This is a genomic window from Cupriavidus basilensis (assembly GCF_000832305.1).
In the GTDB taxonomy this organism is placed as follows: domain Bacteria; phylum Pseudomonadota; class Gammaproteobacteria; order Burkholderiales; family Burkholderiaceae; genus Cupriavidus; species Cupriavidus basilensis_F.
Genome location: NZ_CP010536.1, coordinates 2,610,207 through 2,636,489, shown reverse-complemented (window position 1 = coordinate 2,636,489; position 26,283 = coordinate 2,610,207). Strand labels below are relative to the sequence as shown.

The 26,283-nt window shown below is 65.7% G+C and carries 25 protein-coding genes; 22 read left to right on the top strand and 3 right to left on the bottom strand.

All coding sequences use genetic code 11. The annotated features are described in order from the left end of the window. Nucleotide 1: 1 nt before the first annotated feature. The 15 genes from RR42_RS12265 to RR42_RS12195 all read left to right on the top strand — a co-directional run bounded on the left by RR42_RS12265 (nt 2) and on the right by RR42_RS12195 (nt 14,000). A complete protein-coding gene (locus RR42_RS12265) occupies nt 2-712 on the top strand; it encodes an RBBP9/YdeN family alpha/beta hydrolase (RefSeq protein WP_236701910.1) in 711 nt (236 codons plus the stop codon). Nucleotides 713-902: 190 nt separating this feature from the next. Beyond that, entirely contained in the window at nt 903-1,847 is a 945-nt protein-coding gene (cysT, locus tag RR42_RS12260) for a sulfate ABC transporter permease subunit CysT (protein WP_043347100.1), read from the top strand. 1 nt (nt 1,848) lies between these two features. Next, nucleotides 1,849-2,790: a sulfate ABC transporter permease subunit CysW gene (gene cysW, locus RR42_RS12255; protein WP_043347097.1), complete on the top strand. Its 942-nt coding sequence runs from the start codon at nt 1,849-1,851 to the stop codon at nt 2,788-2,790. Next, nucleotides 2,787-3,911: a sulfate/molybdate ABC transporter ATP-binding protein gene (locus RR42_RS12250; protein WP_043347095.1), complete on the top strand. Its 1,125-nt coding sequence runs from the start codon at nt 2,787-2,789 to the stop codon at nt 3,909-3,911. The genes cysW and RR42_RS12250 overlap by 4 nt, the downstream gene beginning before the upstream one ends. Then, nucleotides 3,908-4,855: a CysB family HTH-type transcriptional regulator gene (locus RR42_RS12245; RefSeq protein ID WP_043347093.1), complete on the top strand. Its 948-nt coding sequence runs from the start codon at nt 3,908-3,910 to the stop codon at nt 4,853-4,855. Before RR42_RS12250 ends, RR42_RS12245 begins: the two co-directional genes overlap by 4 nt. 215 nt (nt 4,856-5,070) lie before the next feature. Further along, nucleotides 5,071-5,277, top strand: coding sequence for a LiaI-LiaF-like domain-containing protein (locus RR42_RS12240; RefSeq protein ID WP_043347092.1), 207 nt, complete (start codon nt 5,071-5,073; stop codon nt 5,275-5,277). Next, entirely contained in the window at nt 5,274-5,702 is a 429-nt protein-coding gene (locus RR42_RS12235; RefSeq protein WP_052494611.1) for a hypothetical protein, read from the top strand. The genes RR42_RS12240 and RR42_RS12235 overlap by 4 nt, the downstream gene beginning before the upstream one ends. Before the next feature lie 54 nt (nt 5,703-5,756). Next, nucleotides 5,757-6,947 (top strand): sensor histidine kinase, encoded by a 1,191-nt coding sequence (locus tag RR42_RS12230; protein ID WP_043347089.1) that lies wholly within the window; start codon nt 5,757-5,759, stop codon nt 6,945-6,947. A gap of 79 nt (nt 6,948-7,026) precedes the next feature. Beyond that, nucleotides 7,027-7,857, top strand: a complete 831-nt coding sequence (locus RR42_RS12225) for a LytR/AlgR family response regulator transcription factor (protein WP_043347088.1) — start codon at nt 7,027-7,029, stop codon at nt 7,855-7,857. A 118-nt stretch (nt 7,858-7,975) separates the two neighbouring features. Further along, on the top strand, nt 7,976-9,253 hold the full coding sequence (locus tag RR42_RS12220; protein ID WP_043347087.1) for an MFS transporter: 1,278 nt from the start codon (nt 7,976-7,978) through the stop codon (nt 9,251-9,253). Between the two features lie 63 nt (nt 9,254-9,316). Further along, nucleotides 9,317-9,814, top strand: a complete 498-nt coding sequence (gene rraA / locus RR42_RS12215; RefSeq protein ID WP_043347086.1) for a ribonuclease E activity regulator RraA — start codon at nt 9,317-9,319, stop codon at nt 9,812-9,814. Between the two features lie 2 nt (nt 9,815-9,816). Further along, nucleotides 9,817-10,218, top strand: coding sequence for a gamma-glutamylcyclotransferase family protein (locus RR42_RS12210; protein ID WP_043347084.1), 402 nt, complete (start codon nt 9,817-9,819; stop codon nt 10,216-10,218). Between the two features lie 97 nt (nt 10,219-10,315). After that, nucleotides 10,316-11,263: an alpha/beta fold hydrolase gene (locus tag RR42_RS12205; RefSeq protein WP_236701909.1), complete on the top strand. Its 948-nt coding sequence runs from the start codon at nt 10,316-10,318 to the stop codon at nt 11,261-11,263. Nucleotides 11,264-11,615: 352 nt separating this feature from the next. Beyond that, nucleotides 11,616-12,908 (top strand): isocitrate lyase, encoded by a 1,293-nt coding sequence (aceA, locus tag RR42_RS12200; protein ID WP_043347080.1) that lies wholly within the window; start codon nt 11,616-11,618, stop codon nt 12,906-12,908. 342 nt (nt 12,909-13,250) lie between these two features. Beyond that, nucleotides 13,251-14,000: a M48 family metalloprotease gene (locus RR42_RS12195; RefSeq protein WP_082054888.1), complete on the top strand. Its 750-nt coding sequence runs from the start codon at nt 13,251-13,253 to the stop codon at nt 13,998-14,000. Between the two features lie 100 nt (nt 14,001-14,100). Here the strand turns inward: RR42_RS12195 and RR42_RS12190 are convergent, their stop codons facing one another. Then, nucleotides 14,101-14,535, bottom strand: coding sequence for a universal stress protein (locus tag RR42_RS12190; protein ID WP_006161942.1), 435 nt, complete (start codon nt 14,533-14,535; stop codon nt 14,101-14,103). A 123-nt stretch (nt 14,536-14,658) separates the two neighbouring features. Then, nucleotides 14,659-15,612, bottom strand: coding sequence for a LysR family transcriptional regulator (locus RR42_RS12185; RefSeq protein ID WP_043347077.1), 954 nt, complete (start codon nt 15,610-15,612; stop codon nt 14,659-14,661). 271 nt (nt 15,613-15,883) lie between these two features. Here RR42_RS12185 and RR42_RS12180 point away from each other — a divergent pair, with 271 nt between their 5' ends. From RR42_RS12180 to RR42_RS12155, 6 genes are all read left to right on the top strand, one after another. Further along, a complete protein-coding gene (locus tag RR42_RS12180) occupies nt 15,884-16,585 on the top strand; it encodes a haloacid dehalogenase type II (RefSeq protein ID WP_043347073.1) in 702 nt (233 codons plus the stop codon). 43 nt (nt 16,586-16,628) lie between these two features. After that, nucleotides 16,629-18,215 (top strand): malate synthase A, encoded by a 1,587-nt coding sequence (aceB, locus tag RR42_RS12175; RefSeq protein WP_043347070.1) that lies wholly within the window; start codon nt 16,629-16,631, stop codon nt 18,213-18,215. Between the two features lie 747 nt (nt 18,216-18,962). Continuing rightward, entirely contained in the window at nt 18,963-19,550 is a 588-nt protein-coding gene (locus RR42_RS12170; protein WP_043347068.1) for a fimbrial protein, read from the top strand. Nucleotides 19,551-19,580: 30 nt separating this feature from the next. After that, nucleotides 19,581-20,348, top strand: a complete 768-nt coding sequence (locus tag RR42_RS12165; RefSeq protein WP_043347067.1) for a molecular chaperone — start codon at nt 19,581-19,583, stop codon at nt 20,346-20,348. Nucleotides 20,349-20,552: 204 nt separating this feature from the next. Then, on the top strand, nt 20,553-23,411 hold the full coding sequence (locus RR42_RS12160) for a fimbria/pilus outer membrane usher protein (protein ID WP_330218478.1): 2,859 nt from the start codon (nt 20,553-20,555) through the stop codon (nt 23,409-23,411). A 176-nt stretch (nt 23,412-23,587) separates the two neighbouring features. Further along, a complete protein-coding gene (locus RR42_RS12155; RefSeq protein WP_043347065.1) occupies nt 23,588-24,298 on the top strand; it encodes a fimbria/pilus periplasmic chaperone in 711 nt (236 codons plus the stop codon). Here the strand turns inward: RR42_RS12155 and RR42_RS40660 are convergent. After that, complete coding sequence (locus tag RR42_RS40660) at nt 24,288-24,569, bottom strand: hypothetical protein (RefSeq protein WP_162484920.1); 282 nt, start codon at nt 24,567-24,569, stop codon at nt 24,288-24,290. The two genes, RR42_RS12155 and RR42_RS40660, sit on opposite strands and share 11 nt — an antisense overlap. Nucleotides 24,570-24,644: 75 nt before the next feature. Between RR42_RS40660 and RR42_RS12150 the strand changes: the two genes are divergently transcribed. Beyond that, entirely contained in the window at nt 24,645-26,231 is a 1,587-nt protein-coding gene (locus RR42_RS12150; protein ID WP_236701908.1) for a ShlB/FhaC/HecB family hemolysin secretion/activation protein, read from the top strand. Nucleotides 26,232-26,283: the final 52 nt, after the last annotated feature.

Sequence of the window (26,283 nt, the reverse complement as noted above, 5' to 3'; positions counted from 1 at the left end):
CATGACGCAGACGAAGAGGCCGGCCGCGCGGGAGCAGCGCGGCGGCCAGGCGGGCGCAAGCGCGCGACCCGCCGACGTACGGTTGAAGGTGCCCAAGGGCTTGCAGATCCTGACGGTGCCGGGGTTGCATGGCAGTGGCCCGGGCCACTGGCAAAGCCGTTGGGAGCAGCGCTTCCCGGACTGGCAGCGCGTGGAGCAGCACGACTGGTCGCGCCCGAGCCTGCCGCTGTGGGCCGAGCGCGTGTCGGAAAGCATCATGCGGGCGCAGCGCGTGGCCCCGCGCGGGGCCATCCTGGTGGCGCACAGTTTTGGCTGCCTGGCCACCTTGCGCCAGGCCGCGCTCGACCCCGAGGGCATCGCGGGCGCGGTGCTGGTGGCGCCGGCCGACCCCGACAAGTTTGGCGTGGCCGGGCTGTTGCCCGCGTACCGGCTGCCGTTTCCCACCATCCTGGTGGCCAGCCGCAACGATCCCTGGATGCAGCAGCGCACCGCGTTCAGCTGGGGCACGCTCTGGGGCAGCGAGCTTCATGATGCGGGCATGCTGGGTCACATTAACGCCGATTCCGGGCTTGGCCAGTGGCCCGAGGGGCTTGCCTTGCTCGATACCTTGATCCAGCGGATCGAGGCCGACGGCAGCGCCGGCCCGTCCGGCGACCGCGCCGGGCCTTGGGACGGCGGGCTGGAAGTGTCGTCCACGTTTCCTTATATCTAAAACGCCTAAGAACATACGTAAAGATTCGTTCTGTTTATAAGGCGGCATCTGCAGAATTTGTCTCGTAGGCCGGTGTGTTATGCGCCGGCGTCATAAAGAAGCCGCCCCCGCTGCTTCGGTTTCCGGCGAATCCCGCTCGGAAGCCATTCTCCGGGGGGCGGATACACACTGACGGCACAGACGAGACAACATGCCACCCTCGATTTCCCTGGCGGACAATCCGCCCCCGGCGAGACCGGATGCCCCACAAGCGCGCAAGAGCGCGCCGCCCAAGCCAGGCAAGCAGCGCTTTACCGTGCTGCCAGGCTTTGGCCTTTCGCTGGGCTTCACGCTGTTCTACCTGACGCTGATCGTCCTGATCCCGCTGTCGGCTACCTTCCTCAAGACCTTCACCATGACCTGGGAGGCCTTCTGGGCCGCGGTGAGCTCGCCCCGGGTGGTCGCCTCCCTGCAACTGAGCTTTGGTGCCTCGCTGATCGCCGCCATCGTGAACACGGTGTTCGGGCTGATCGTGGCCTGGGTGCTGGTGCGCTACCGCTTTCCCGGCAAGCGCCTGGTCGATGCGCTGGTCGATCTGCCCTTTGCCCTGCCCACCGCGGTGGCCGGCATCGCGCTGACCGCGCTGTTCGCCGGCAACGGCTGGATCGGCCGCTACCTGGAGCCGCTGGGCATCAAGGTGGCCTTCACCCCGCTGGGCGTGGTGGTGGCGCTGACCTTTATCGGGCTGCCGTTCGTGGTGCGCACGGTGCAGCCGGTGCTCGAAGACGCGGAGCAGGAGCTGGAAGAAGCCGCGGCCAGCCTGGGCGCCACGCGCTTGCAGACCTTTGTCCGCGTGATCCTGCCAACCATCCTGCCGGCGCTGCTGACCGGGTTTGCGCTGTCGTTCGCACGAGGCACCGGCGAGTACGGCTCGGTGGTATTCATCTCCGGCAACATGCCGATGGTCTCCGAGATCGCGCCGCTGATGATCTATTCCAAGCTGGAGCAATACGACTACGCGGGCGCCACCGCGGTGGCGGTGGTGATGCTGGTGATCTCCTTCGCGTTGTTGCTGCTGATCAACCTGCTGCAAGCGTGGACGCGCCGTCACCACCAGGCAGTGCGTGCGTCCGTCTCGCCGGACAAGGAGAGCTGAAATGGCCGGCGTCGTTACCAAGGGCCTGGGCGGCCGTGCCGCCCCCGCCGCCACGCAACTCCGGGATGCCACGGGTGAAGCGCCGTGGGTGCGCTACACCCTGATCGCGGTCGCGGTGCTGTTCCTCGCGCTGTTCCTGTTCATTCCGCTGGCTTCAGTGTTCTATGAAGCGCTGCGCAAAGGCGTGCAGACTTACTTCGATGCGCTGGTGGAGCCCGATGCCGTGGCCGCGATCCAGCTCACGCTGCTGGTGGCCGCCATCGCGGTGCCGCTCAATGTGGTGTTCGGCGTGGCGGCGGCGTGGGCCATCGCCAAGTTCGATTTCCGCGGCAAGAGCCTGCTGACCACGCTGATCGACCTGCCGTTCTCGGTGTCGCCAGTGATCTCCGGCCTGGTCTATGTGCTGCTGTTCGGCGCGCAGGGCTGGCTGGGGCCGTGGCTGGAGGCGCACGACATCAAGATCATGTTCGCGGTGCCGGGCATCGTGCTGGCCACCATCTTCGTCACCTTTCCCTTTGTGGCGCGCGAGTTGATCCCGCTGATGCAGGCGCAGGGCAGCGAGGAGGAGGAGGCCGCCATCGTGCTGGGCGCCTCGGGCTGGCAGACCTTTCGCCGCATCACGCTGCCCAATATCCGCTGGGGCCTGCTGTATGGCGTGATCCTGTGCAATGCGCGGGCGATGGGCGAGTTCGGCGCGGTCTCGGTGGTGTCGGGCCATATCCGCGGCCTGACCAACACCATGCCGCTGCACGTGGAGATTCTCTACAACGAATACAACTTCGCGGCCGCCTTTGCGGTGGCGTCGCTGCTCACACTGCTGGCCCTGGTCACGCTCGGCATCAAGACGCTGGTGGAGTACCGCGCCAGCCGCGAGCACAGGGAAGACGAGAACTTTGCGCCGGAGAACCCGAGCGCTGGCAAATTGCAAGGACAGGCATCATGAGCATCCAGGTCAAGAATGTGCAGAAGCATTTCGGCAATTTCGTCGCGCTCGACGACGTCACCCTCGATTTCGATGAAGGCCAGCTGACGGCGTTGCTGGGGCCCTCGGGCTGTGGCAAGACCACGCTGCTGCGCATCATCGCCGGCCTGGAACGCGCGGACGCCGGCCAGATCCTGCTGGAGGGGCGCGATGCCTCGCACCAGCACGTGCGCCAGCGCCAGGTCGGTTTTGTGTTTCAGCATTACGCGCTGTTCAAGCACATGACGGTGTTCGAGAATGTGGCCTTCGGCCTGCGCGTCAAGCCGCGCGCCGAGCGCCCCGGCGAGGCGCAGATCCGCGACAAGGTGCGCGCGCTGCTGGAACTGGTGCAGCTCGACTGGCTGGCCGACCGCTATCCGCCGCAGTTGTCCGGCGGGCAGCGCCAGCGTATCGCACTGGCCCGCGCGCTGGCGGTGGAGCCGCGCGTGCTGCTGCTCGACGAGCCGTTCGGCGCGCTCGACGCCAAGGTGCGCAAGGAACTGCGCCGCTGGCTGCGCCGCCTGCACGACGAGCTCCATGTCACCAGCGTGTTCGTCACCCACGACCAGGAAGAGGCGCTCGAAGTGGCCGACCAGGTGGTGCTGATGAATCGCGGCCATGTGGAGCAGGCGGGCACGCCGGAGGCGGTCTACAACCATCCGGCCACGCCGTTCGTGTTTGGCTTTCTCGGCAACGTCAACCTGTTCCACGGCCGGCTTGAGGTCGGGGAGCGGGGCGGCCTGCTGCATACGGGCGATTCGATCCTGCCGGTGATCGGCAGCGGCCATGAGACCGCTGGCGACGCCGTGGCCTATGTCCGCCCGCACGATCTCGACCTCGAGCGCTATTCGCCCGGCACCGACGGCATTGCCGTGACGCTGCGCCGCGCGCTCACCCTGGGCCCCGTGGCCCAGCTCGAACTGGAACGTGAAGACACCCAGGAAGTCATCGAAGTGGCGCTGCCGCTCGAGCGCTTCCGCCACCAGGGCTTCCGCGAGGGCGAGCTGCTCGCCGTGCGGCCGCGCCGGCTGCGTGTCTTCGTCCAACCCCATGCATCCGCCCCGGCTAGCGCCAGGGGCACGCCGGCAGGAGCCGCACAATGAACTTCCAGCAACTGCGTTCCATCCGCGAGGCGGTGCGCCGCCAATTCAACCTGACCGAGGTGGCCAATGCGCTCTATACCTCGCAGCCCGGCGTCTCGCGCCAGATCCGCGAGCTGGAGGAAGAGCTCGGCGTCGAGATCTTCGAGCGCTACGGCAAGCGCCTGACCGGCCTGACCGAGCCCGGGCGCGAAATCGTGCGCATCGTCGAGCGCCTGCTGCTCGAGGCCGAGAACCTGCGCCAGGCGGGCGACGAATTCGCCGGGCGCCATACCGGCCGCCTGACGGTGGCCACCACCCACACCCAGGCGCGCTATGCCTTGCCCAAAGTGGTGCAGAGCTTCCGCCGCACCTACCCCCATGTGACGCTGGCGCTGCAGGAGGCCTCGCCCGCGCATATCGTGGAACTGGTGCTTAGCGGCCAGGCCGATATCGGCATTGCAACCGAGGCGGTGGCCAGCGAGGCCGGGCTGACCTCGTTCGAGGCCTATACCTGGCGCCACGTGCTGGTGGTTTCGCCGGATCATCCGCTGACGCACCTGCCTGAGCCGACGCTGGAAGACATCGCCGCCTTCCCGATCATTACCTACGACGCCGGCTTCACCGGGCGCCGCAAGATCGACGACGCCTTTGCGGCCGCCGGCCTGCAGCCGGAGATCGTGCTGACCGCGATGGACGCGGACGTCATCAAGACCTACGCGGAGCTGGAGCTGGGCGTGGGCATCATCGCCTCGATGGCCTACGACGAACGCAAGGACGCCGGGCTGGTGCGGATCGCGGCCGACCATCTGTTCGAGCCCAACACCACCAGCGTGGCCGTGCGCCGCGGCGCCTACCTGCGCGGCTACGCGCACGCTTTCATCAACATGTTCGCGCCGCACCTCTCGCGCGACACGGTCAGCAGCGCGCTGTCCGAGCCGGCAGGCGGGCAGGTGGTCGAGGCTTGACGGCCCGGGCTTGCGGGGCCCGAGTGCGCCGGTGCCGATCGCGCCGCATCCTCGCGTTTCGCGCCATCCGCTCTCCATTCGTCGCACGCCACTTTCGTCCCGGCAGGTGTCCGCGTAAAGTCACAACTGTCCGTGGCGGAATACGCTGATACCGTCACATGGCTTGATGCACCGCAATATCGACGGTGCGCGGGTCGGCACGAGAGGAGAGCGAGATGAAGCAAGGCCGTGGCGGCAGGGGGCTGATCGCCCCGATCATCCTGATTGCATTGGGCGCGGTGTTCCTCGCGCAAAACGGCGGCCTGCTGCCGGCTTATCTGGTGCGGGATGGCTGGCCCGTGCTGCTGATCGCGCTGGGCGCCATCGTGCTTGTGCGCCGCCTGGCCTGGCGGCGCGTCGACCAGCGCGGCCCGAAGCCATGAGCGCGCGCCCGCAAGGGCTGCTGAGCTGGCAATGGCACGGCTACGCCCGCAATCACAATCACCCGCGCAGCCTGCTGCTGCACATTGTCGCGGTGCCGATGTTCATGGCCGGCAATGTGCTGTTGGCCTATGGCGTGCTGTCGCTATCCGTGCCCGCGGTAGGGCTTGGCGTGCTGTGCATGGCCTTGTCGATGATGCTGCAAGGGCGCGGGCACCGGCTCGAGGCGGTCAGGCCCGAGCCGTTCGCCGGCCCGCTCGACGTGGCGCAGCGCATCCTGGCCGAGCAATGGATCACGTTTCCGCGCTATGTCCTGTCCGGGCAGTGGTGGGCCGCGTTGCACGGCCACGGCGCCAATCCCGCGATGGATGACGCCAACGTGTCGCAGCGTATATGCGAGCCGGGCGACGGCTGCCGGCGCCAGTGACCGGCCTTTACAATAACGATCAGTCATCGATCAGTCATCCTCGACCTTGCCCCTATGAAAGCGCTGGATCGCTGTCCCGCCGCCATTCCCTCCAGGATCTCGATCCTCGCGCGCGACCTGGTGTTCGTGCTATGCGCGAACACCATCATCGCAGTCAGCCTGAACTACGGTTTCCGCACGGGCGGCTCGCTGTGGCACAACTTCGTCTACAGTCAACTTATCGGCCTGTCGATCTGGCTGCTGATCGACATCGCCCGCGTACTGATCTGGTGGAATGATCGTCCCAGGCGCTGGCCCTTCCTGTGCCTGACCGCCGTTGCCGTGCCGCTGGGCGTGATCATGGGCAGCTGGACCACGCGCGTGGTACTGAGCGAGCCGGCGAAGTCCTTCGAGGAAGCGACCGATATGCTGCGCATGTGCCTGGTAGTGGGCATGCTTGCATCGGCCAGCATGATTTACTTCTACTGGTCGCGCGAGAAGCTCGCCCATCTCGAGCGGCAGGCCGCGCTCGACGCGCTGCAGCGCGAAGAGGCCGAGAAGCAGCTGGTGCGCGCGCAGCTGATGGCCCTGCAGGCGCAGATCGAGCCGCATTTCCTGTTCAACTCCCTGGCCAACCTGGATTGCCTGATTGCCACCGACCAGCAGGCCGCAAGGCGCCTGCTGCAGCGGCTGATCGGCTTCCTGCGCATGTCGCTGTCCCACACGCGCGCCGAGCAATGCACGCTGCGCCAGGAGTTCGAGTTGCTGCGCAGCTACCTGGACATCCAGGCGCTGCGTTTCGGCACGCGCCTGGCCTATGAGATCGAGCTTCCGCCCGAACTGGCGGAGGTGGAGATCCCGCCCATGCTGATCCAGCCGCTGGTGGAGAACGCGGTCAGCCACGGCATCGAACCGTGCATGCATGGCGGCAGGATCGTGCTGTCGGCCCGGGCGCAGGGTGACAACGCGGTGCAGGTTGTCATCACCGACAGCGGGGTAGGCTTCGGACATGCCGTGACCAAGGGCTCCGGCCTCGGGCTGACCCATGTGCGCGAGCGGCTGGCGCGGATTTTCGGGGCGGCGGCCAGCATGCAGATGGAAGAAAACACGCCACGCGGCGTGATCGTCCGGCTGACGTTACCCGTTGTGCGCACGGCGGCGCCTGCCGCCGCCCACGCCTCCGTGCCGGTGCCCGCGGGCAAGGCTGCCGGCGCGCGCGCCATCCCCCCTGTGAGCGCTGCCACGCAAGGCATTTCCCATTCTTGACGCACCTCGCTGCTTAGCCGCTTCGACTTCTTCGACTGCTTAGACTGCATCGACCCATCCGCCCCTTACTACCGTTTCCATGGCCCCGACCCTGTTGATCGCCGACGACGAGCCGCTGCTCGCGCGCGCCTTGCATGCCGAATTGTCCAGCCTCTGGCCCGAGGCGCAGATCGTCAGCGTGGTCCATGACGGCGTGTCCGCGCTGGAGGCGGCCCGCCAGCACCAGCCCCAGGTCGCGTTTCTCGATATCCGCATGCCAGGCATGAGCGGCATGGACGTGGCGCGCGAGCTGATGGAGTTCGATCCGCCGCCGCTGGTGGTGTTCGTCACGGCATACGACCAGTTCGCGCTGGAAGCCTTCGAGCGCGAGGCGGTCGATTACGTGCTCAAGCCGGTGCAGCCCGAGCGGCTTGAGGCCACGGTGCACCGCCTCAAGGCGAGGCTGGCGGCCCAGGCGCAGGCCAGCGAGGAGGGCGGCGCCGCCCTCGATACCGATCGCCTGGCGCAGCTGCTGGCGCGCCTGGAGACCATGGAGCCAGGCGGCGGGCCCGGGCAGCATGCGCTGGCGGGCGCGCCGCAACATGGCTACCTGCGCTTTATCAAGGCGCTGGTCGGCCAGGAGATCCGCATCATTCCGGTGGATGAGGTGATCTACCTGGAGGCGACGGACAAGTACGTCAACGTGGTGTCCGCCAGCGGCGAGGCGTTGATCCGCACCAGCCTGCGCGAGCTGTCGCAGCAGCTGGACCCCGAGCGCTTCTGGCAGATCCATCGCGGCACGGTGGTCAATATCGACTGCGTGGCCAGTGCCGTGAACCAGTCGCTGGGGCGGCTCGCGCTCAAGCTGCGCAATCGCTCCGAGACCTTGCCGGTGGCGCGTCAGTACGCCTATCTGTTTAAACAGATGTAACGCGCAGGGCACCCCTGCCACGGGTGGTTTTACTCTATGATGCGGTATTCGCAGCGCGCCTCTTGAGCCTGGCAGCATGGCCGGCGCGCCATGCCAAGCCCAGCCAGATAGCCGCCCGATGACTGCCGCCACCCTCGATCCCGTTCGCAATCCGCTGCGCCACGACGCCCAGGTCATCGGCCTGGTCGGCCTGGCCCACGGCGTTTCCCACTTCTTTCACCTGCTGCTGGCGCCTCTGTTCCCGTGGATCAAGGCCGAGTTCGGCCTGAGCTATGCGGAGCTGGGCTTGCTGATGACGGTGTTCTTTGCCGTGTCGGCCGTGGTGCAGACCGCGTCGGGCTTCGTGGTGGACCGTTTTGGCGCGACGCCGGTGCTGTTCGGCGGCATCGGGCTGCTGGGCGCGGCGGCCTTGCTGCTGTCGATCAGCCCGAGCTATGCGATGCTGCTGCTTGGCGCGGGCGTGGCGGGGATTGGCAACGGCGTGTTCCATCCCGCCGATTTCACCTTGCTCAACAAGCATGTTTCCCAGCCGCGGCTGGGACATGCGTTCTCGGTGCATGGCATCTCGGGCAACCTCGGCTGGGCCGCGGCGCCGATTTTCCTGCTGACCATTGCCGAGCTCGGCAGCTGGCGCACCGCGCTCGCCAGCGCCTCGGCGGTGGCCTTTGGCGTGCTGGTTGTGCTGCTGGCCTTTCGGCATGTGCTGGATCCCCGCGCCGGCGCCGGTGCGGCGACCAGGGCGGGCGCACCGGCAGCCAAGGCGGGCGGCAGCATGCTGGCGTTCCTGAAGTTGCCGCAAGTGTGGATCTGCTGGGCCTTCTTCCTCGTCACCACCTTTTCGTTTTCCGGCATCCAGAGCTTCGCGCCGACCGCGCTGACCCAGCTCTACGGCATGCCGCTGACGCTCGCCACGGCGTCGTACACCGTCTATATGTTGTGCAGCGCGGGCGGCATGATCGTGGGTGGCTTTGCCGCGGCACGCACCAGCAACCACGACCGCCTGATCGCGATGAGCTTCACGCTGTCGGGCTTGGTCGCGATCGTGGTGGGGGTGGGCGTACTGCCGGCCGTGATGGTGCCGGTGCTGATGGGCGTGATCGGCTTTGGCGCGGGCACTGCCGGGCCTTCGCGCGACCTGCTGGTGCGTGCGGCAGCGCCTGCCGGCGCCACGGGCCGGGTTTATGGCGTGGTCTACTCCGGCCTCGATATCGGCCTGGCCAGCGGGCCTTTGTTCTTCGGCATGCTGATGGATGCGCACTGGCCGAGCTGGGTGTTCTTCATGATCGGCGCTTTCCAGATGCTGGCGATCTTCACCGCAGTCACGGTTGGCAATGGCAACCGTTCCCGCCGCGCGGTGGGGGCCAAGCCGGCGGCCAAGCGGGCGGCCGCCGGCTGACACGAACTGACGCACGCATTCGCACCGCATCCAATTTCCACTTTTCCGATTCGGGAGTCCTTCATGAGCTTTGCTACCACTGACCTGTGCGACGCCAATGAGGCGCGCCTGGCCGACGGCTCGCTGCGTGTGCTGTCGCCGGTATTCCAGCATTTTGGCAAGCGCGCCGCGTTCTCTGGCCCGGCGGCCACGCTCAAGGTGTTCGAGGACAACTCGCTGGTGCGCGAGACGGTCGAATCGCCGGGCAACGGCCGCGTGCTGGTGGTCGATGGCGGCGGCTCGCTGCGCTGCGCGCTGGTGGGCGGCAACCTCGGCGTGCTGGCCGAGAAGAACGGCTGGGTCGGCATCCTCGTCAATGGCTGCGTGCGTGACAGCGGCGAGCTTGCGGTGTGCGACATCGGCGTGCGCGCCCTGGCCCTGCATCCGCAAAAGAGCCAGAAGCGCAATGTGGGCGAGCGCGAGGTCACGGTGCAAATGCCCGGCGCCGTGGTGCGGCCCGGCAACTGGATCTATGCTGACGCCGATGGCGTGCTGGTGGCGGACACCAGGCTGGAGGGCTGAGCATGCCGGTGGTCTTTGTCTATGGCACGCTGCGCGCGGGCGAGGTCAACGATCTTAACGCGGCCGCGCGCAAGCACGGCATTGCCGCGCCGCGCCTGATCGGCTGCGCGACCGTGGCGGGGCGGCTCTATGACTTCGGCACGTATCCCGGGCTGGTGCTGGACGCCGCCGCGCCCGGCGTGGCCGGCGACTTGTACGAGGTCGATGCCGCGCTGGTACCTGTGCTCGACGAGATCGAGGAGGTCTATCCGGGGCAAGCCTCGTTGTTCGTGCGCGAGGAACGCATGGTGGCGGTTGGCGATCAAGCCGTCAGCTGCCTGCTTTACCCGGTGGGCGAGGACGCGGTCGCGGGCCTGCCGCGCATTGCATCCGGAGACTGGGTGGCCTACCGGCGCGCCCGCTAGCCCGCTCTCGTTTGAAACGCCATGCCGTGCGCTCGCCGCGCGGCCGGTCTTGGCGTAGCATCGGCAACCATTCCATCGTCCGATGTCATGGTCAAGCATGCACGCTCCCCATTCCCTTCCCAACCAGCGATTTGTCCAGTCCGGCGGTGTGCGGCTTGCCGTCAAGACCTGGGGCGATCCCGCGCACCCGGCCATGGTGCTGGTGCACGGCTATCCGGACAACAGCGCGGTCTGGCATGGCGTGGCGCCTCTGCTGGCCAACGACTATTACGTCGTGGCCTACGATGTGCGCGGTGCCGGCGGTTCTTCGGCGCCCAAGGGCGTGGCGGCCTATCGCCTGGAGCGGCTGACGGAAGATTTCAGCGCGGTGATCGACGCCGTTTCTCCCAATGCCCCAGTCCACCTGGTCGGCCATGACTGGGGCGCGATCCAGTGCTGGGAGTTTGTCACCGAGCCGCGCCTGCGTGGCCGCATCGCTTCTTATACGTCGTGCTCCGGGCCTTGCCTGGACCATGTCGGCCACTGGATGCGGGGAAACCGGCGCCTGTCGTTCACGGCGCTTTCGCGCTCGCTGCGGCAAATGGCCTCGTCCTGGTACATCTATATCTTCCACCTGCCGTGGCTGCCCGAGTTAAGCTGGCGGCTCTGGATGGGCCGCGCCTGGCCGCTTTACCTGAGGCAAACCGAGGGCATCGAGGCGGATCCCAATCCCACCCAGGCCGCGGATGGCCGTCACGGGTTGGCGCTGTACCGCGCCAATATGCTGCCGCGCCTGCTTTCACCGGGCGAGCGCCACGCGCACGCGCCGGTGCAGGTGATCGTGCCGCTGCTGGATCGCTACGTCAGGCCGGCGCTGTCCGAGGATCTGTCGCGCTGGGTGGGGCGCTGGTGGCGCCGGGAGGTCGGCGCGCGGCACTGGCTACCGCTGGCGGACCCAGCCGGCATGGCCGCGATGGTGCGTGACCTGGCCGGCCATATCGATGGTGGCCCGGAGCCGCTGGCATTGCGCCAGGCACGGATGGCGCCAAATTCCGAAATTCCATAATGCGGAAGGATGTTTTGCGCGGCAAAAAATGGTGATGCGTGGCACAACGGGCATTTCTCATGATGGAAGACTGCCTGCCACATCGTGGAAAATAACTTGTAAATATTTGATTATAAAAGATAAAAAAACTAATCAAGGACCGCATTCGGAGCTGTTGCGATGCGGTGTGTTTTTCTACACTCTTATATAAGACACATAACCTGAGCGGCAAAAAACAGGGGTGGCGAGGCCAGCAGGTCAGCGCCGCCGAAACACCCCCGAAAGCGCCCCTGCCGGCAAGTCGGCGCCACGGTCCGCCAAGCCTGTCGCAAGTATCCAGTGCCATCCCCGCTTTACACACCAGGAGAGTGAAATGTCCCGCGAAACCGAAGCAAGGAACCTGCAAAAAGAGTGGGATACCAATCCCCGCTGGAAGGGCGTCGCGCGTCACTACACCGCCGACGATGTCGTGCGCCTGCGCGGCTCCGTGCAAATCGAGCACACCTTGGCCCGCCGCGGCGCGGAGAAGCTGTGGCACCTGCTGAACACCGAGCCGTTCGTCAACACGCTGGGCGCGCTGACCGGCAACCAGGCCATGCAACAGGTCAAGGCTGGCCTCAAGGCCATCTACCTGTCGGGCTGGCAAGTCGCGGGCGACGCCAACCTGGCCGGCGAAATGTACCCCGACCAGTCGCTGTACCCGGCCAACTCGGTGCCGCAAGTGGTGCGCCGCATCAACAACACCTTCCAGCGCGCCGACCAGATCCAATGGAGCGAAGGCAAGGGCGATACCGATTTCTTCGCGCCGATCGTGGCTGACGCCGAAGCCGGTTTCGGCGGTGTGCTCAATGCCTTCGAACTGATGAAGTCGATGATCGACGCAGGCGCAGCCGGCGTTCACTTCGAAGACCAGCTGGCTTCGGTCAAGAAGTGCGGCCACATGGGAGGCAAGGTGCTGGTGCCGACGCGTGAAGCCGTTGCCAAGCTGACCGCCGCGCGTCTGGCCGCCGACGTGTCCGGCGTGCCGACCCTGGTGATCGCCCGTACCGACGCCGAAGCCGCCGATTTGCTGACCTCCGACGTGGACGAGCGCGATCGCCCGTTCTGCACCGGCGAGCGCACGGTGGAAGGCTTCTACCGCGTCAAGCCGGGCATCGAGCAATCGATCTCCCGTGCTCTGGCCTACGCCGAAGTGGCCGACCTGGTGTGGTGCGAAACCGGCAAGCCTGACCTGGAATTCGCCAAGAAATTTGCCGAAGCTGTTCACGCCAAGTTCCCGGGCAAGATGCTGGCCTACAACTGCTCGCCGTCGTTCAACTGGAAGAAGAACCTTGACGATGCCACCATCGCCAAGTTCCAGAAGGAACTGGGCGCCATGGGCTACAAGTTCCAGTTCATCACGCTGGCCGGCTTCCACTCGCTGAACTACTCGATGTTCAACCTGGCCTACGGCTATGCCCGCAACCATATGAGCGCATTCGTCGAACTGCAGGAAAATGAGTTCACGGCCGCCGAGAAGGGTTTCACCGCCGTCAAACACCAGCGCGAAGTCGGCACGGGTTACTTCGACGCCGTGACCCAGACCATCGAAGGCGGCCAGTCGTCCACGACCGCCCTCAAGGGTTCGACCGAAGACGAACAATTCTTCGACAAGAAGGTGGCCTGAGGCTTCAGATCGCGAGATCGAAAAGCGGAATGGCTGACCGGCCCGATAGCCGGTCATCTTGAAGGGCGTGCGACCATCACGCCCCTCAATTAGGCGCCGCGCCGTCTCCCTCTCAGGGACGGCGCGGTTTTTTGCTTTTTGGGGGCAGCCTGCAGAGAATGTTAAAAAATGTGTCTGTGGCAATTATGTCATTTAATGGTTGATTGAGATGTTTTAGGCGATATGATGCTGCCCGTGTGCAAGCAGAGCCACACCGCAGGTCGCCGGCCAGCCGCCGGCACATCTCCACTCAAGTCACTGGCGAGCAACCCGGTCGGTGTCGATCCCAAGAAGGCAACAAACATGAAGCACAAACTTTCCCTCGCCGCTATCCTTGCGCTCTGCGCTGCCTTGGCCGGCTGCGCCGGCACCAATGTCGACGGCATGATGGGCGCGGGCACCTCGCTGCTCAAGGCGGCCTCGTTGAGCGACGGCGACGTCAAGTCCATGTCCGACCAGTCTTGCGCCGAGCTCGACAAGGCCAACAAGATTGCGGCCCCTGGCAGCACTTACAACAAGCGCCTGACCAAGATCATGGCGGGCCTGCAGTCGAGCGGCCTGCCCAGCGTCAACGCCAAGGTCTACCTGACCAAGGATGTCAATGCCTGGGCCATGGCCAACGGCTGCGTGCGTGTGTACAGCGGCCTGATGGACATGATGACCGACGACGAAGTGCGCGGCGTGGTGGGGCACGAGCTTGGCCACGTGGCGCTTGGCCACACCAAGAACAAGATGCAGGTGGCGTATACCGCCATGGCGGCGCGCGGCGCGCTGGCCGCCGCCGGTGGCACGGTTGCCGCGCTGTCGGCCTCGCAGCTGGGCGAAATGGGCGAGCAACTGATCAACGCGCAATTCTCGCAAACGCAGGAAAGCGCCGCCGACGACTACTCGTTCGACGTGCTGACCAAGAACAAGGCCAATACCCGTGGCCTGGTCACGGCGTTCCAGAAGCTGGCCAAGCTCGATGGCGGCAAGTCCAGCATGTTCTCGTCGCACCCTGGCTCGGACGACCGCGCCAGGCACATCGAAGACCGCATCAAGAAGAGCAGCTGATCCGGGCCGGCCTTGCCCCATAGGCGGGCCGGTCAAGCAAAAAGGCTGGCTGCCCTGTTCGGGGTGGCCAGCCTTTTTGTCGTTTGTCGCCAGGGCGCGCTCAGCGATACACGATCACCGGGATGTCGGTGTGCGTCAGCACCTTCTGGGTTTCGCTGCCCAGCAGCAAGCCCGACAAGCCGCGCCTGCCGTGCGAGGCCATGAAGATCACGTCGCAGCCATGGCGCTCGGCCGCGTCGATGATGCCCAGGTAGGGCACCGCAAAGGTGGACATGTCGGCGTCAAAGCTGATGCCGTCGGCCCGGGCGGCGGTTTCCACTTCCTTCAGGTATAGCTTGGCCTGGCTTTCGATGCGGTCCCTGAAGGCCTGCGGCGCTTCCACCACGATCTCGCTGAACGGTGTGTAGGGATACTCTTCCAGGCAGACATAGGCGGTGACCCGCGCGTTGATTGTCTTTGCCAGCTCCAGCGCGCCGTCGATGGCCTTCTTGGACAGTTCCGAACCGTCGGTGGGTAGCAGGATGTGCTTGAACATGCTGGGCTCCTTTGGGGCGAATGGACCGGGTTTACCTTTGGGTGGAGGCAGGCCGCACGGCACCTGTCAGCTTTCATTGTAGGCAGGGGTGGCGCATGCGGCATTGCCTTAAATCAAATCGGACTATGAATTGACTGCCAGTTGCGGCTTGCCGGCGGCGGATGCCTGTTCCGCGCGGCGCCAGTAGGCCGGGTTCCCATAGGTGTTCTTCAGGTGGTCAATGAACAGTCGTACCCGCAGCGGCAGGTGCTTGCGCTGCGGAAAGACAGCGTGGATGCCGATTGGCGGCGCCTGGAACTCGTCGAGCACCGTGACCAGCCGGCCGCTAGCGATTTCCTGCCCGACTTCCCACCAGGAGCGCCATGCCAGCCCGTGGCCATGCAGGCACCACGCGTGCAGCACCGCGCCATCGGTGCACTCCATGGTGCCGCCCACCTTGACCGTGACCGCGCGGCCTTCCTGCTGGAAGGCCCAGCCGCGCTGCACGTTGGCGCTGGCGCCGAAGGCCAGGCAGTTGTGACGGGTGAGATCCTCGGGCAGGGCAGGCACGCCATGGCGCGCCAGGTAATCCGGGGACGCCACCACCACGCGCCGGTTCTCCGCCAGGCGGATCGACACCAGGCTGGAGTCAGGCAGGTCGCCCAGGCGGATGGCGCAGTCGAAGCCCTCGTTGACGAGATCCACCACGCGGTCCGACAGGTCCAGCGTGATGGTCACATCCGGGTGCGATTCGATGAACAACGGCACCAGCGGCGCCACGTGCTTGCGCCCGTAGCCCGCCGGCGCAGTCACGCGCAGATGGCCGCTGGCCTTGACGCCGCCCGCCGAGACGCTGGCCTCGGCGTTGTGCAGGTCGTTGAGGATGCGCTGGCAGTCCTCCAGGAAGGCCGAGCCTTCGAAGGTCAGGCTGATCTTGCGCGTGGTGCGCAGCAGCAGCTTGACGCCCAGCCGCTCTTCCAGCGCGTCGATGCGCCGGCCGATGATGGCCGGCGCCACGCCTTCAGCCGCCGCGGCCGCGGAAAGACTGCCCCGTGCGGCTACCGAGACCAATGTCTCCAATTGTTTGAAATGATCCACGAAGCTCGCCAGTTTTGTGCCTCATGCCGCCCAAAGCAGGGGGTGGGTGAGGCAATGGGGTGGATTTGGTGCCTTATCTTTACACCGTTAGCGAAGATTAGTGGGGTAAAAGTAAAAGATCAAGTGACCTCGACCGACTTTGCCGCACTGCAACGTCTCCCTACAATGCTATGCATTCATTGGTGTACAGGCCCACGCAGTAGCGCTGGCCTGCCGGGTATGCCGGGTATGCCGGGTATGCCGAGTTTGTCCAAAGGAACCGCTCCAGCTCATGCAAAAGATCCGCGCAGTCGTCTTCGATGCCTATGGCACGCTGTTCGACGTGTATTCCGTCACCGCGCGCGCGGAGCAATTGTTTCCGGGCAAGGGCGAGGCGCTGGCGCTGCTGTGGCGCGAGCGTCAGATCGACTACACCCGCATCCGCTCGATGGCCGCGCCCGACGGCGCATACTACAAGCCGTTCTGGGCGCTGACAGTGGATGCGCTGCGCTATGCGGCCGAGCGCCTGCAACTGCTGCTGGACCCGGCCCTGGAGGCGCAACTGCTCAAGGAGTACGCGTGCTTGTCGGCCTTCCCGGAAAACCTCGGCGCGCTCAAGCGTCTGCGGGCAGCCGGGCTGCCGCTGGGCATTCTTTCCAACGGCAATCCGCAGATGCTGGATATCTCGGTCAAGAGTGCCGGCATGCACGGGCTGTTCGACCATGTGCTGTCGGTCGACGCGGTGCGCATGTACAAGACGGCGCCCGAGGCCTACGCGCTGGGCCCCAAGGCGTTTGGCGTGCCGGCAGGGGAGATCCTCTTCGTCTCGTCCAATGGCTGGGACGCTTGCGGCGCCACCTGGTACGGCTACACCACGTTCTGGATCAATCGTGCCGGTCATCCGGCGGAGCGGCTCGATGTGAGTCCTTCCGGCACCGGGCACGACATGAATGACCTGCTCGAATTCGTCCGCACCCAAGGTGCGGCGGTTTGACGGCGGGCACCTTAAATCAACCATCGATCACAGGAGAACACTGATGGCCATCACGCTGCCTGCGGGCATGAAGATTACCGGCGAAATCCTGCCGGCCTACGAAGACATCCTCACGCCGGCGGCCCTGGCCCTGGTGGACAAACTGCATCGCGCCTTCGAGCCGCGCCGCCAGGAACTGCTGGCCGCCCGTGTCGAGCGCACCAAGCGCCTGGACGCCGGCGAGCTGCCCGACTTCCTGCCGCAGACCAAGAGCGTGCGCGAAGGCGACTGGAAGGTCGCGCCGGTGCCGCCGGCACTGCATTGCCGCCGCGTGGAAATCACCGGCCCGGTCGAAGCCAAGATGGTCATCAACGCGTTCAACTCCGGCGCGGACAGCTACATGACCGACTTCGAGGACTCCAACACCCCCAACTGGCACAACCAGTTGCAGGGCCAGGTCAACCTCAAGGCCGCCGTGCGCCGCACCCTCACGCTGGATTCCAACGGCAAGCACTACAAGCTGAACGGCAAGATCGCCACGCTGCAAGTGCGCCCGCGCGGCTGGCACCTGGACGAGAAGCACGTCACCATCGACGGCCAGCGCGTCTCCGGCGGCATTTTCGACTTCGCGCTGTTCCTGTTCCATAACGCCAAGGAACAGATCGCACGCGGCGCCGGCCCCTTCTTCTACCTGCCGAAGATGGAAAGCCACCTCGAAGCGCGCCTGTGGAACGACGTCTTCGTCATGGCCCAGAACGAAATCGGCCTGCCGCAAGGCACCGTCAAGGCAACCGTGCTGATCGAAACGATCCTGGCCGCCTTCGAGATGGAAGAAATCTTGTACGAACTGCGCGAGCACAGCGCCGGCCTGAACGCTGGCCGTTGGGACTACATCTTCTCGTGCATCAAGAAGTTCAAGGTCGACAAGAACTTCTGCCTGGCCGACCGCGCCAAGGTCACCATGACCGCGCCGTTCATGCGCTCGTACGCGCTGCTGCTGCTCAAGACCTGCCACAAGCGCGGCGCGCCCGCCATCGGCGGCATGAGCGCGCTGATCCCGATCAAGAACGATCCGGAGAAGAACGCCATCGCCATGCAAGGCATCATCAACGACAAGAAGCGCGACGCCACCGACGGCTACGACGGCGGCTGGGTGGCTCACCCGGGCCTGGTCGAGCCGGCCATGAAGGAATTCGTGGCCGTGCTGGGCGACAAGCCCAACCAGTTCGACAAGCAGCGCGACGACGTCAACGTGGCGGCCAAGGACCTGCTGGACTTCCAGCCGGAAACCCCGATCACCGAAGCCGGCCTGCGCATGAACATCAACGTCGGCATCCACTACCTCGGCTCCTGGCTGGCTGGCAACGGCTGCGTGCCCATTCACAACCTGATGGAAGACGCCGCCACCGCCGAAATCTCGCGCTCGCAAGTGTGGCAGTGGATCCGCTCGCCCAAGGGCAAGCTGGAAGACGGCCGCAAGGTGACCGCCGAGATGGTGCGCGCGCTGATCCCGGAAGAGCTGGCCAAGGTCAAGGCATTCGTCGGTGGCGACACCACGACGTATGACCGCGCCGGCGAGATCTTCGAGCAGATGTCCACGTCGGAGGACTTTGCCGAGTTCCTGACGCTGCCGCTGTACGAAGAGATCTGATCGGGCGGTAGCACTTGCCTGGCCGGGGCTTGCGCCCCGGTGTAAAAAAACCGCAGCCTGGTGCTGCGGTTTTTTTTTGTGGGAGCGCCCGGCAGGGCGCACCCACTTGGGGGTGAACACATCAGCCAGCCGGCCAGCTGGCCGAGTGCATTCGCACGCGTCATCAACGCCCCGATGTCATCCTCCCGATCCGTGTCCACCACCGGGAATCGGCCCGCACTGGCCACAGTGCGCCCCCAATGAGGCCGCCCACGTCTGTCCCCCCGATCTCCTCGTCGCCTGGAAACCGATAGGCAGTGATGGATGGTCTTCGAGCATCCATCGCGCGCTCTCCATTCGCTCTCCATTCGCGCGAGAAAAGATGCGGGCGCGAAGGCAAACCTGCGCGGGCTTACTGCTCGCTGTGCCCAGATTTCATTTGTTGATGGCGGCATGTCGTCGAGGCGTTGCTTCGCGTTGTGCATGACGAATGGCCAGAAGTTCCAAGTGTTGATTTCATTGTTTTTATCAAAAACAAGAATTTTCTTGGGTTTATTTCATTTGATGAGACTTATGATTTGGTCACCGTCGAGTGGCTTCAGTGCCACTTCGTATCGTTCCGTGACTGCAACTGGCGTTCAGTGCGTCAGGCAGGGTGCGGTTCGGTTCGGAAGCCGGTGCATCGGTTCCCTGTGGACCGTATTTAAATCGGGGTGCGTCTAATCGGCTGATTCATTGCCCCAACTATCAACGGAAGAAGGAAATCACATGAAGCGTACCATTCTCGGGAAGCGTACTATTCTCGGCTCTCTCGCAGCCGGCTGCGTGGTCATGGCAGCCATGGCTCCCTCGCTGTCGCATGCGTTCGACGGCCAGCTCGACTTCACCGGCTCCATCACGGACGTCACCTGTACCATCAACGGCAAACCGGCCGGGCCCAACAATCGCACCACCGTGGATCTGGGCCGCGTGGACCCTGTCATCTTCACCGCCGTTGGCACGAAATCCCCCGCAGTGCCGTTCAGCCTGGTACTGGGCGGCGGCACGGCCTGCAAGGATAAAACGAAGGCCTCCATCTCCTTTGATACGGGCTCCGCCAACATCGATCCCGTCACCGGCAACCTGATTCTGCAGGGCTCCTCCGCGGCGCAAGGCGTGCAGATCGAGGTCAGCGACAACGGCAACAGTGCCACCGGCAAGATCGCGCTGAACCAGGCACAGGCGGCCCCTCAGGTGGCCACGATCACCGGCAACACCGCAACGCTGACCTACAGCGCGGCCTATGTCCAGACGGCGCCCGCCGTCACGGCGGGTGCGGGTAACTCGTTCATCCGCTACACGATGGCCTACTACTAAATCGAGCCAGGTTTCATTGCCAGGAATGCCATGACGTCGGTCGCTCGCATCTCTTCACTTCTTGCCGCCGCCGGCGTTGTGGCGCTCGCCGCCTGCGCCAGCGTGGCGCAGGCTTCCATTGTCATACAGGGTACGCGGCTGGTGTTCCCATCCGATGCCCGCGAGGTCACCGTAAGGCTGAACAACACCGGCAGCGAGCCGGTTCTCGTGCAGAACTGGCTGGACGATGGCCAGGCGGACGTCCCGCCCGAGAAAGTCAAGGTTCCCTTCGTGCTCTCGCCGGCGGTCAGCCGGGTCGAGCCGAGCAAGGGCGCGGTGCTGCGCATCGTCTATACGCGGGAACCACTGCCGGACGACCGCGAGACGGTGTTCTGGCTCAACGTGCTGGAGGTACCCTCGAAGAAGGAGGCCGGCGAGAACGCGCTCCTGTTCGCCTTCCGGAGCCGTATCAAGGTCTTCTTCCGTCCAGTGCAACTGACGGACGTCGATGCCGCTCCCGGCAAGCTTGCCTGGAAGCTGGCCACCGTGGATGGCCAGGGGCCGGGTGGAAAGGCGGCGAAGCAGCTTGCCGTGGAGGTCAGCAACCCTACGCCCTACTACGTTTCCTTCGGCCGGGTCGACGCCAGGCTGGACGGCAAGTTTGTCTCCGCGGGTGGTGGCATGGTGGCCCCGCTTGGCAAGGAAACCTTCGTACTGCCTGAAGCAAAGCCCGGCAATCATCCCGGTGCCCTGGTCCGATACGAAGTCATCAACGACTACGGTGGCCGGTACACGGAAGAAAAGGCATTGGCAAATTAGCCACCAGGCGGCCGTTTCAACATGAAGCGACGCGGTGCTGGCCAGGCGCGCGGCCGCAGACAGTGCACGTGGATCGGCCAAGGCCGCGCAACGGCGCCAGAACCTTCTTGAAACGGCCTCCAGGCATTCCCGTCCCGATTCCTTTCGCCGTATCGGTTGTACAGCCGCCTCCAGCTTTCGCAGATAGGACAAATTCGTCGGTCTATGCAATCCTCAATTCGCCTTGTTCAATCCGCTTGCCCGGCTCGCGTCGGCAGTGTGGCTGCGCCGCCGGCCTCCAGGCTGGAGCGCCTTGCGCCTCGCCTGATCGGCGCCGTGGCTGCGATCGCGATGTCGCCGGTTGCCTGGGCGGCGGCGACCGTTGCGGGCGGGCAGGGTGCTGGGACGCGCCAGCCCATGGACTTCGGCGCGCCGATTGGCGAAAGCCTGGCGCGCGAAAGGAAGGAGCCGCAGGACGGCAACCCGGAGCGCGCGCGCGATGCCGTTAGCGATGGAAGCGCGCCCGAGCCGCAGCTGCTGTCCGCGCTGGATGGCAAAGCGGCGATATTCGACTCCTACATGCTGGCGCAGGGCATGGAGGGCATCACCATCGATACCAGCCGTTTCGAGCGGCCGGATATCGTCGCACCGGGCAAGTACCGCGTCGAACTGCAGGTCAATGGCCAATGGCGCGGCACCGAGGATATCGAGTTCCGCCAGGTTGCGGGCCGGGAAAGCGCGCAGGCATGCTATGACCGCGATCTGCTCACCCGCGCAGGTATCGATCTGAACAAGAGCGCGCGCGGCCAGGATCCGCAACGGCCGCCCAACCCCATGCCGGAAGGCCTGGTCTGTGCCGATATCGGCAACTATGTTCCCGGCGCGGAACTCAAGTTCGACCAGTCGGAGCAGACGATCTATCTCTCCGTGCCGCAATACTATCTGCGGCTGACCACATCGAAGAACTATGTCGATCCGCAGAGTTGGGACAGTGGCGTTCCGGCGCTGCTGCTCAACTACAGCACCAATATCTTCACCACGCAGAGCCAGGCGCACAACACCACCCAGGCCTACGCGGGCCTGAACCTGGGGGCAAACCTCGGGCCGCTGCGGCTGCGCCACAACGGCTCGGTCACCTGGGCGCCGCGCACCGGCACGCGCTATCAGCGTGGCTATATCTATGCGCAGACCGACCTGCCCGCGCTGCGCTCGCAACTGCTGGTTGGCGAGAGCTCGACCAGCGGCGAGCTGTTCGATCCGGTGTCTTTTCGCGGCGCGCAGATCTTCAGCGACGACCGCATGCTGCCCGAGACGCAGCGCTACTACGCGCCTGTGGTGCGCGGCACCGCCGGCTCGAACGCCAGGGTCTCGGTCCACCAGCGCGGCTTTCTGGTCTACGAGACCACCGTGGCGCCGGGGCCGTTCGAGATCAATGACCTGCAGGTTGCCAGCTACGGCGGCGACCTGCATGTGACCGTGACGGAGGCCAACGGGCAGGCGCGCACTTTCCTGGTGCCCTTCGCCACTACCGCGCAATTGCTGCGCCCTGGCGTCACGCGCTACAGCGTGACCGCGGGCAGGGCCAGCGATCTCTCCCTGCAAGGCAGTGGACAGTACATCGTCCAGGGCACGGTGCAGCACGGCATCAACAACATGGTCACCGGCTACGGTGGCGTGGCCTTCGCCAGCAACTATGCGTCCGGGCTGCTGGGCGGGGCGCTCAATACGCCTTTCGGCGGCTTTGGCGCCGACGTCACGTGGGCCAGGGCCACCGTGCCAAACGGCGATAGCCTGCGCGGTTCCAGCTTCCGTGTTTCGTACAGCAAGAACCTGCCGAACAGCGGCACCAACTTCTCTCTGCTGGCGTATCGCTATTCCACGCGCGGCTATCTTGGCCTGCGCGACGCGCTGATGCTGCACGATGCCGTCGAGCGCGGCGCGGCGCCCGATTCCTTCGCGCGCATGCGCAGCAGAGTGGATGCCAATATCAGCCAGCAGCTTGGCGCGCGCGGCGGCAGTGTCTACCTCAACGGCTCTTCGCTCCAGTACTGGAACCGGCGTGGCCAGGCGCTCAGTTTCACGCTGGGCTACAGCAACCAGTGGCGCGGCAACACCTATTCCGTGTCCGTGCAGCGCGTGCAGAACGCGGGGGGCGGCGGGGCGTTGTATGGGGGAGCTAGCAGCGGCAACAGCACGCTGGTCAGCCTCAACCTGTCGATTCCACTGGGAAAGTCCGCCCGCGGCGCGCCCGTCCTGAACACCTTCGTCACGCACGACGACCGTGCCGGTACGCAGGTTTCTTCCGGCGTTTCGGGGCTCGTCGACCAGCAGGGCAAGGGCTCGTACTCGCTCTCCGGCACCTATGACGACCGGAGCAATGCCACTTCGGGCAACGCCAGCATCAACTGGCGCTTGCCTGACGTCACGCTGGGCGCCAGCGTTGGCCAGGGTAAAGGTTACCGGCAGGCATCGGCCAGCGCGCAGGGCGGCCTGGTGGTTCATCCGGGTGGCGTTTCCATGGCACAGACCCTTGGCGAGACCATCGGCGTGGTCCATGCGGCGGATGCGCAGGGCGCCCGGGTCGGCTACGGCGGCGCCAGCGTGGACCGGCGCGGCTACGCGATCGTACCCAGCCTGATCCCTTATCAGTTGAACAGCATCGATGTCGATCCCAAGGGCATGCGCGAGGACGTCGAATTGAAGACGACCTCGCGCAGCGTCGCGCCGCGCGCTGGCTCGGTGGTGATGCTCACCTACGAAACCCGCAGGGCGCGCGCCGTGCTCATCAATAGCCGCATGCCCAATGGCGAGTTGCTGCCCTTCGCCGCGACCGCCATCGATGCCGAAGGCGGGACCGAGATTGGCGCCGTGGGCCAGGGCAGCCGCCTGGTGGTGCGCACCGAGAAGGACCGCGGCACGATCCGCGTCGAATGGGGCAAGAAGCCTGAAGAGCGCTGCGTGATCGACTACACCCTGCCCGCGCGCGTGGCGGGGAAAGGCAGGAGCTACGAGATGCTGGACCTGCCGTGCCTTCCAATGCCGGCCGGTGGCGTGGGCAGCAAAAAACTGGCCGCGCGTCCGTGAGGCCGAACCAACCCGGAGTCGGGGCCGGGCAAGCGAGTACCACCAGGACGGCAGCGCCGGGCAATCCGGCCGGCATGCGGAACCAGGAAAGGCCGAGCAGCATGAACAATCCGATCATCGCGGGCAGAAGCTGCCGCAGGCCCCAATGCAAGCGGCCGTGGCGAGGCGCCGGGGCCATGCTGGCCTTGCTGCTGTGCCTGGCGCCGGCCGGGGCGCTGGCGGCGTTGTCAATCATCGGCACCCGCTTCGTCTACCCCGCCGATCTGTCGGCGCTGAGCGTGAGGCTGCGCAATGCGGGCGACAGCCCGATCCTGGTCCAGGCGTGGCTGGACCAGGGAGAGATCAACGCCGATCCGGCCAGGCTAAGGGTGCCCTTCATCCTGTCGCCGCCGTTGCTAAGGCTGGACCCGGAGCGCAAGACGGTGCTCCGGCTGCGCTACACCGGTGAGCCGCTGCCGGAGGATCGCGAGTCGGTGTTCTGGATCAACTTTCTGGAGGTGCCACCGCTGGCCGAGGACAGCGCCACTCTGCTGCGCTTGTCTTACCGCACGCGCATGAAGCTGCTGTTCCGCCCGCCAGGATTGCCTGGCACTGCGGACGAGGCCATCGGGCAGGTGACATGGGCGTTCGTCACGGCCGGGAAGGCAGGCGGCGCGGTCCTGGAAGCGACCAACCCTACGCCTTACCACGTCTCGCTGGCGCGGATGGAGGTCGAGCGCGGGGGCGCATCGGTGGAACTGGATGGCCAGACCATCGCGCCGCTTGGCGTCACGCGGTTCACGCTGCCCGGCTTGAAGGGCGCCGCCGCGGACGAAGCGGTGGTGCGCTACGAAGCCGTCAAGGACAGCGGCGAACTGATCGCCGGGAATGCAAACGTCAAAAAGTAGCTTCGATGCAGGCCGATGGGTGGCTCGATGAGCAGGGCCAACGCCATCGGGCTGAGAGCGGCGCATGCACATCGAGTGGGCCGCTCATGAAATGAATGGGATTGCCATGGGAAAAAATCAAGTGAATGCTGGCCGTAAAAAATTTGTCGATGTCGATGTCGATGTCGATGTGAAAGCCTGCCGGGCGCGCGGTGGGCGGGCTGCGCGCCGCGCCTTCGGGTTGCGTGCCTGTGGTGTCGGCCTGATGCTGCTGCTGCCGGTCGCGGGGCATGCACAGGTGAATGCGCCTGCGCCCACTTCGCCCATTGCGCCGAATGTATCCGGCATACCCAGGGCCGGGCAGGCCATGCGCGATCTCGAGACCGCGCGTCCGGAACTGCCTGTGCCGTCCAGGGTGGAGCTGGATCTGCCCAAGGCGGAGGATGGCACCGCGCCGGCAGCGTCTGCGGCGCCTGCCGCGCCGGGGATGCGCCTGAAGGTGCAGGGCTTTCGCATCGACGGGAACAAGGTATTCGACTCGGCGCAGCTGCTGCCCTTGCTGGGCGACCTGAATGGCAGCGAGCAGGATCTCGCCGGCCTGCGCGCGGCGGCGGACCGCATTACCGCGTATTACCACGAGCATGGCTACCTGTTGGCGCGCGCCTTCCTGCCGCCGCAGGATATCGAGGATGGCATGGTCCGGCTCGAGGTGATGGAGGGCAGGTACGGGCGGATCGTGCTGCAGAACAAGTCGCGCGCGTTTGACGGCGTGCTGCGCCAGCCGCTGTCGAAGCTCCGCAGCGGCGAGGCGGTGCATAGCGCGGAACTGGAAAGCAGCCTGCTGCTGCTCAACGACATCCCCGGTGCCGAGGCCAAGGGTACCTTGCAGTCCGGCACCGATCCCGGTACCACCGACCTGCTGGTCGAGGCGCAGGCCGGACCGCTGGCCGGCGGCAGCCTGGAGGCGGACAACTATGGCGGCTACTACACCGGCGAATACCGCCTGGGCGGCAGCTTCTACCTGAACAACCCGTTGCGGCTGGGGGACCAGCTGAGCCTGCGCGTGCTTGGCAGCGACAAGCGGCAGCGCTACTACCGCGCCGGCTACCAATTGCCGGCCGGGCCCTGGTCCACGCGCGTGGGCGTGTCGTACTCGGATATGAGCTATCACCTCGGCAAGGTTTTCTCGGTGCTGGAAGCGCACGGCCGCGCCAGCATCCGCAGCGTGTTCGTCTCGCAGCCGCTGCTGCGCGGCCGCGCCTTCAACCTCAGCGCCCAGCTGCAGTACGACGACAAGCGGCTGCGCGACCAGATGGATGTCTTCGAGACCAACGTCGGCAAGCGCGTGGGGCTGTGGACCGCTGGCGTGAACGGCAACGGGCAGGACAACGTGTTCGGTGGCGGGCAGACCATGTTCTCGGTGAGCTACAGCACCGGACGGCTTCGCATCGACGATCCGCTCACCGAGTTCATTGACCAGATCAGCGCAAAGGCCGGCGGCAGCTTCAGCAAGATGAACCTGAGCGCGGCGCGCCTGCAGCGCCTGAGCCATCGCTTCCAGCTCTATGCCCAGGCCAATGCGCAATGGGCGGCCGGCAACCTGGACGGCTCGGAGAAGTTCGGCATGGGTGGGCCCTATGGCGTACGCGCCTACGCGCTCGGCGCCGGCAGCGGCGACCAGGGCTGGCAGGCCAGCCTGGAGCTGCGCTACGCGGTGGCCCCCGGCTGGCAGCTGAGCGCCTTCATGGACAAGAGCGTGGTGGACATCAACAAGCAGCCCTGGACCAGGGAGCGCAATACGCGCCGGTTGACGGGGGCGGGCATTGGGGGCGCCTGGGCCGGGCAGGGACATCAGATCAGCCTGGCGCTGGCCTGGCCGCTGGGCCAGCGCGACCTGAGCGGGGGGCCGGTGCGCAGCCCCAGGTTTTGGGTTCAGGGCGCGCAGTACTTCTGAGCGCGCCGTGGATCGTGTCGGAGCAGTACCCGTGCTGCAGGGATGGTTGCAG

Bases quoted from the DNA above. Each gene is read 5' to 3' on its own strand.
- RR42_RS12245 (WP_043347093.1), top strand. From the start codon at position 3,908: ATGAACTTCCAGCAACTGCGTTCCATCCGCGAGGCGGTGCGCCGCCAA.
- RR42_RS12160 (WP_330218478.1), top strand. From the start codon at position 20,553: ATGCAATCCTCAATTCGCCTTGTTCAATCCGCTTGCCCGGCTCGCGTC.
- RR42_RS12155 (WP_043347065.1), top strand. From the start codon at position 23,588: ATGCTGGCCTTGCTGCTGTGCCTGGCGCCGGCCGGGGCGCTGGCGGCG.
- RR42_RS12230 (WP_043347089.1), top strand. From the start codon at position 5,757: ATGAAAGCGCTGGATCGCTGTCCCGCCGCCATTCCCTCCAGGATCTCG.
- RR42_RS12195 (WP_082054888.1), top strand. From the start codon at position 13,251: ATGAAGCACAAACTTTCCCTCGCCGCTATCCTTGCGCTCTGCGCTGCC.
- RR42_RS12190 (WP_006161942.1), bottom strand. From the start codon at position 14,535: ATGTTCAAGCACATCCTGCTACCCACCGACGGTTCGGAACTGTCCAAG.
- RR42_RS12210 (WP_043347084.1), top strand. From the start codon at position 9,817: ATGCCGGTGGTCTTTGTCTATGGCACGCTGCGCGCGGGCGAGGTCAAC.
- RR42_RS12165 (WP_043347067.1), top strand. From the start codon at position 19,581: ATGACGTCGGTCGCTCGCATCTCTTCACTTCTTGCCGCCGCCGGCGTT.
- RR42_RS12250 (WP_043347095.1), top strand. From the start codon at position 2,787: ATGAGCATCCAGGTCAAGAATGTGCAGAAGCATTTCGGCAATTTCGTC.
- RR42_RS12180 (WP_043347073.1), top strand. From the start codon at position 15,884: ATGCAAAAGATCCGCGCAGTCGTCTTCGATGCCTATGGCACGCTGTTC.
- RR42_RS12240 (WP_043347092.1), top strand. From the start codon at position 5,071: ATGAAGCAAGGCCGTGGCGGCAGGGGGCTGATCGCCCCGATCATCCTG.
- RR42_RS12265 (WP_236701910.1), top strand. From the start codon at position 2: ATGACGCAGACGAAGAGGCCGGCCGCGCGGGAGCAGCGCGGCGGCCAG.
- RR42_RS12205 (WP_236701909.1), top strand. From the start codon at position 10,316: ATGCACGCTCCCCATTCCCTTCCCAACCAGCGATTTGTCCAGTCCGGC.
- aceA (WP_043347080.1), top strand. From the start codon at position 11,616: ATGTCCCGCGAAACCGAAGCAAGGAACCTGCAAAAAGAGTGGGATACC.
- aceB (WP_043347070.1), top strand. From the start codon at position 16,629: ATGGCCATCACGCTGCCTGCGGGCATGAAGATTACCGGCGAAATCCTG.
- RR42_RS12150 (WP_236701908.1), top strand. From the start codon at position 24,645: ATGCGCGATCTCGAGACCGCGCGTCCGGAACTGCCTGTGCCGTCCAGG.
- RR42_RS12235 (WP_052494611.1), top strand. From the start codon at position 5,274: ATGAGCGCGCGCCCGCAAGGGCTGCTGAGCTGGCAATGGCACGGCTAC.
- cysW (WP_043347097.1), top strand. From the start codon at position 1,849: ATGGCCGGCGTCGTTACCAAGGGCCTGGGCGGCCGTGCCGCCCCCGCC.
- RR42_RS12220 (WP_043347087.1), top strand. From the start codon at position 7,976: ATGACTGCCGCCACCCTCGATCCCGTTCGCAATCCGCTGCGCCACGAC.
- RR42_RS40660 (WP_162484920.1), bottom strand. From the start codon at position 24,569: ATGCCCCGCGACCGGCAGCAGCAGCATCAGGCCGACACCACAGGCACG.
- cysT (WP_043347100.1), top strand. From the start codon at position 903: ATGCCACCCTCGATTTCCCTGGCGGACAATCCGCCCCCGGCGAGACCG.
- RR42_RS12225 (WP_043347088.1), top strand. From the start codon at position 7,027: ATGGCCCCGACCCTGTTGATCGCCGACGACGAGCCGCTGCTCGCGCGC.
- RR42_RS12170 (WP_043347068.1), top strand. From the start codon at position 18,963: ATGAAGCGTACCATTCTCGGGAAGCGTACTATTCTCGGCTCTCTCGCA.
- rraA (WP_043347086.1), top strand. From the start codon at position 9,317: ATGAGCTTTGCTACCACTGACCTGTGCGACGCCAATGAGGCGCGCCTG.